3 protein-coding genes and 1 pseudogene are annotated in these 4,640 nt (G+C 70.2%); 1 reads left to right on the top strand and 3 read right to left on the bottom strand.

Features of this window, described 5'->3' with window-relative positions; translation table 11 throughout:
* From SACPADRAFT_RS0205600 to ctaD, 3 genes and pseudogenes are all read right to left on the bottom strand, one after another.
* Positions 1–482 (bottom strand): annotated as a pseudogene (locus SACPADRAFT_RS0205600) (peptidyl-tRNA hydrolase); the annotation flags it as partial.
* Positions 479–1,693, bottom strand: coding sequence for a phosphoserine phosphatase SerB (serB, locus tag SACPADRAFT_RS0205605; RefSeq protein WP_007026599.1), 1,215 nt, complete (start codon positions 1,691–1,693; stop codon positions 479–481). The pseudogene SACPADRAFT_RS0205600 and the gene serB, both read right to left, overlap by 4 nt.
* Positions 1,694–1,763: 70 nt before the next feature.
* Entirely contained in the window at positions 1,764–3,548 is a 1,785-nt protein-coding gene (gene ctaD, locus SACPADRAFT_RS0205610; RefSeq protein WP_007026600.1) for an aa3-type cytochrome oxidase subunit I, read from the bottom strand.
* A 367-nt stretch (positions 3,549–3,915) separates the two neighbouring features.
* Between ctaD and SACPADRAFT_RS0205615 the strand changes: the two genes are divergently transcribed.
* Positions 3,916–4,470, top strand: coding sequence for a GNAT family N-acetyltransferase (locus SACPADRAFT_RS0205615; protein ID WP_007026601.1), 555 nt, complete (start codon positions 3,916–3,918; stop codon positions 4,468–4,470).
* Positions 4,471–4,640: the final 170 nt, after the last annotated feature.

Consider the following 4,640-nt stretch of genomic DNA (forward strand, 5'->3'; position numbering starts at 1 on the left):
AGATCCGGCCCGGCCACGCCCGGCTCGTCGGCGGGCAGCTCGCTGCCGGAGATCTGCAGCCGCGCCACCTCGCGGGGGAGCTGATCCACCCGGGCGGGCAACAGTGCCCGCACCTCGGCGTCGCCGACCGACACCGTCACCCCGGGCAGTCCGGCCACGGCACGCCAGTGCGAACCCCGCGCCCGGCGGGCCACCTTGCGGATGTGTCCCGACGTCCAGGTGTGCAGCGGCGCGTACCAGGGGCCGCCCGGAGCGGCCCGCTCGTCGAGGCACACGGCCACGGCCGCCGTCGCGGCGGCCTCCAGCATCGCGGTCCGCGCGGGAGGGCCGGTCTTCTCCAGACGCAACACGACCGGCATCGCCCACACCCGCTCGGGTGGCGCGTCCCGCTCGGCGGTCTCCCGGGCGGGCAGACCGAGCCACCGCGCGTACCGCGCGGCGACCGGGGCGAGTACCGGCTCGGCCGGTTCCGCGGTGCTCACGACCGTGCGAGCGGGAACCCGTCGGCCTCGTCGGCCGCCTCGATCTCGGCGCGGGTGACGCCGAGCATGAACAGCACCGCGTCCAGGTACGGATACGACAACGACGCGTCGGCCACCTCGCGCAACGCGGGCTTCGCGTTGAACGCGATGCCCATGCCGGCGGTGGTGAGCATGTCGATGTCGTTGGCCCCGTCCCCGACGGCCACGCACTGGGGGATCGGGATGCCGTAGCCGGCGGCGTAGCGCTTCAGCGTCTCCGCCTTGCCCGCCCGGTCGACGATCTCGCCCTCGACCTTGCCGGTGAGCCGCCCGCCGGAGACCTCCAGGTTGTTGGCCACGGCGAAGTCGAGACCGAGGTCGGTCACCAGTCGCTCGATGATCCGGGTGAACCCGCCGGAGACCACCCCGCACCGGAACCCGAGCCGCTTGAGCGTGCGGATCGTGGTCCGCGCGCCCGGGGTCAGTTCGATCTGGTCGGCGACCTCGTCCAGTACCGTCTCCGGCAGCCCCTCCAGCAGGGCCACCCGCTGTTCCAGGGACTGGGTGAAGTTCAACTCGCCCCGCATGGCCGCCTCGGTGATCTCGGCGACCTGCGGTTCGACGCCCGCGTGGGCGGCGAGCATCTCGATGACCTCACCCTGGATGAGGGTGGAGTCGACGTCGAACACGACGAGGCGCTTGGCCCGGCGGGCGAGCCCGGCCCGTTCGATCGAGACGTCCAGCCCGCCCCGGGACGCCACGTCGGCCAGCATCGACCGCAGTTCGCTGTCCGCCTCCGGGGTGTCGTCGGCGACCGAGACGTGGACCTCGAGTCCGGTCACCGGGTAATCCGCGATGCTGCGGATGGTGTCGATGTTCGCCCCGACGGCGGCGAGCTTGCGGGCGATCTGGGTGAACGCCCGCGCGGTGACCGGCGCGCCGAGCAGCACCAGCACATGCGTGGAGCCCGGCTGGGCGGGGGCGAACGGGTCGGACCCGATGGCGTCCCCGATCCGGACGTCGACGTGCATGCCCACCGACGCCATCGCCTGCTCGACGACCTCCTGGAGCCCCTCGGGGTCCGACTCCACCGCGACGAGCACACCGAGCACGAGCTGGCCGCGGATGACGACCTGCTCGATGTCGACGACCTCGACGCCCTGGCTCGTCAACGCGGAGAACAGCACCGAGGAGACCCCGGGCTTGTCCGGCCCCGTCGTCGTGATCAACACGGGCGTCGTGTCCGCCGCCCCCGTACTGGTTGCCGTACTGTCGGTACTCACGTGTGTCCCGGCGCCTCGCTCACTGCTCGCTCGCGTTGTCCCGGTCGTGCCGTCCCGGCACGGCCGCCTCGGTGACCACCTCCGAGGGTGCGTCCTTCGCGTCGCCGTGGGCGAGGGTCTTGCCGGTGAAGGTGACGTGACCCTCACCCCGCATCCGCTCGACCATCTCCGGGTAGTGCAGCTCGAACGCGGGACGCTCGGAGCGGATCCGGGGCAGCTCGGTGAAGTTGTGCCGCGGCGGCGGGCAGCTCGTCGCCCACTCCAGCGAGTTGCCGTAGCCCCACGGGTCGTCGACGGTCACGACCGGGCCGTAGCGGTAACTCTTGAAGACGTTCCAGATGAACGGCAGCGTCGACGCACCGAGCACGTAGGCGCCGATCGTGGAGATCATGTTCAGCGTGGTGAACCCGTCGGTGCCGAGGTAGTCGACGTACCGGCGGGGCATGCCCTCGTTACCGAGCCAGTGCTGCACCAGGAACGTGGCGTGGAAGCCGATGAAGGTGAGCCAGAAGTGCAGCTTCGCCAGCGGCTCGTCCATCATCCGGCCGGTGATCTTCGGGAACCAGAAGTAGATGCCCGCGAACGTGGCGAACACGATCGTGCCGTACAGCACGTAGTGGAAGTGCGCCACCACGAAGTAGCTGTCCGAGACGTGGAAGTCGATGGACGGCGCGGCCAGCAGCACGCCGGTCAGCCCGCCGAAGAGGAAGGTCACCAGGAAGCCGATGGTGAACAGCATCGGCGACTCGAAGGTGATCTTGCCCTTCCACATCGTGCCGACCCAGTTGAAGAACTTCACGCCGGTCGGCACGGCGATGAGGAAGGTCATGAAGGCGAAGAACGGCAGCAGCACCGCACCGGTGGCGTACATGTGGTGCGCCCACACCGCCACCGACAGGGCGGCGATGCTCAGCGTCGCCCAGACCAGACCCTTGTAGCCGAAGATCGGCTTGCGCGCGAAGACCGGGATGATCTCGGAGGCGATGCCGAAGAACGGCAGCGCGACGATGTAGACCTCGGGGTGGCCGAAGAACCAGAACAGGTGCTGCCACAGGATCACACCGCCGTTGGCGGGGTCGAACACGTGCGCGCCGATCCGGCGGTCGGCGAGCAGGCCCATCAGCGCGGCGGTGAGGATCGGGAACGCCAGCAGGATCAGCAGGCTGGTGATCAGGATGTTCCACGTGAAGATGGGCATCCGCCACATCGTCATCCCCGGCGCGCGCATGCACACGATCGACGTGATCATGTTGACCGCACCGAGGATGGTGCCGAGACCGGAGACCAGCAGGCCGACGACCCACAGGTCGGCGCCGATGCCGGGTGAGTAGATCGCGTTCGACAGCGGGGTGTAGGCGAACCAGCCGAAGTCCGCGGCACCGCCCGGGGCGATGAAGCCCGCCATCACGGTCAGCCCCCCGAACAGGTACAGCCAGTAGGAGAAGGCGTTCAGCCGCGGGAAGGCCACGTCCGGCGAGCCGATCTGCAGCGGCAACACGAAGTTGGCGAACCCGAACACGATCGGCGTCGCGTACAACAGCAGCATCACCGTGCCGTGCATGGTGAACAGCTGGTTGTACTGCTCCTGCGAGAGGAACTGCTGTCCCGGCTGGGCGAGCTCGGTCCGGATCAGCATGGCCATCGCGCCGCCCACCATGAAGAAGGCGAACGACGTGACCAGATACATGATGCCGATCTGCTTGTGGTCCGTCGTGCGGAACAACCGCAGCAGGAACGAACCCTTCACCGACTCTCGCGCCGGATAGGGACGCGTCGCGATCGGCTGGGGGGCTACGGCCGTCACAGAAGCCTCCTGCACTCGAAACCCCGCGATCCTTGCTTCGTGCCACGGGCGGGGGACCCACGATGGCTACGGGGATCGTATCCCTCACCCGTGGCACGCCCGCGCACCGGCTGCGTAGATCACCGCCGGACCGGCGGAAACACCCCGGAATCCACCCCGCGTGGGCGGCTGCCCGGCGCGAAAGCCGCAGGTAGACGTGGTGTGCGCGTGCGTGCGGCGACCCCGCGAATGCGGAGTTACCTCGATCACGCAACCCCGACGCACCCGTCCTCCACTCCCCCGCCACACTCCCCGCACCCGGTCCCGCGGTCACCGGGTCCGGCCGTCGCCGCTGCCCCGCCACGGCCGCGCGCGCTAGATTCGGTCCGTGGCACCACGCCTGGAGCCCCTGCGTACCGAGCGGCTGCTGCTGCGGCCGTTCTCCGACGCCGACCTGCCCTCGGTGATCGGCATCCAGGCCGCGGCGGAGACGCATCCGCACGAACCGGCGCCCGCCAGCTCCGCCCAGGCCCGGACGCAGTTCGACCTCTGGCGCAGGCACTGGGCGGATCACGGGTTCGGCTACGTCGCCGTGGTCGAGCACCGCTCCGGCACGGTGGTGGGCGTCGGCGGTGTACAGCGCAGCGACCTCGACGGGCGCGGCGTGCTGAACCTGTACTACCGGTTCCGGCCGGACGCCTGGGGACGGGGCTACGCCCCCGAGATGGCACGGGCGATCCTGGCCTGGGTGGACCGCGCAGTCCCCGAACTCCCCGTGGTGATCGTCACCAACATCGACAACGGACCGGCGCGCCGGGTCGCGGAGAAACTCGGGTTCCGGGAGTACAAGCGGGATCTCTACCGCGGGATGCCCGCCGTGTACTACCGCAGGTCGACCGCGGCGGGTGACCGTTCCCGCCCCGGTACCGCGGCGACGGGCTAGAACCGCCGTCGCGCCGGACCCCGCCGCGTCCGCGCCTGCCAACAGCCGCGGTGCCAGTGCCGGCGGTCGGACACCGAACCGGTCCCGTCCGCGGGCCAGGCCACCACGTGCGGGACGCCCGGCCGGATCTCGTGGTCGCAGCCCGGACAACGGTAGGTCTTGGTCGCCTG

This window comes from Saccharomonospora iraqiensis subsp. paurometabolica YIM 90007 (genome assembly GCF_000231035.2).
Taxonomy (GTDB): domain Bacteria; phylum Actinomycetota; class Actinomycetes; order Mycobacteriales; family Pseudonocardiaceae; genus Saccharomonospora; species Saccharomonospora paurometabolica.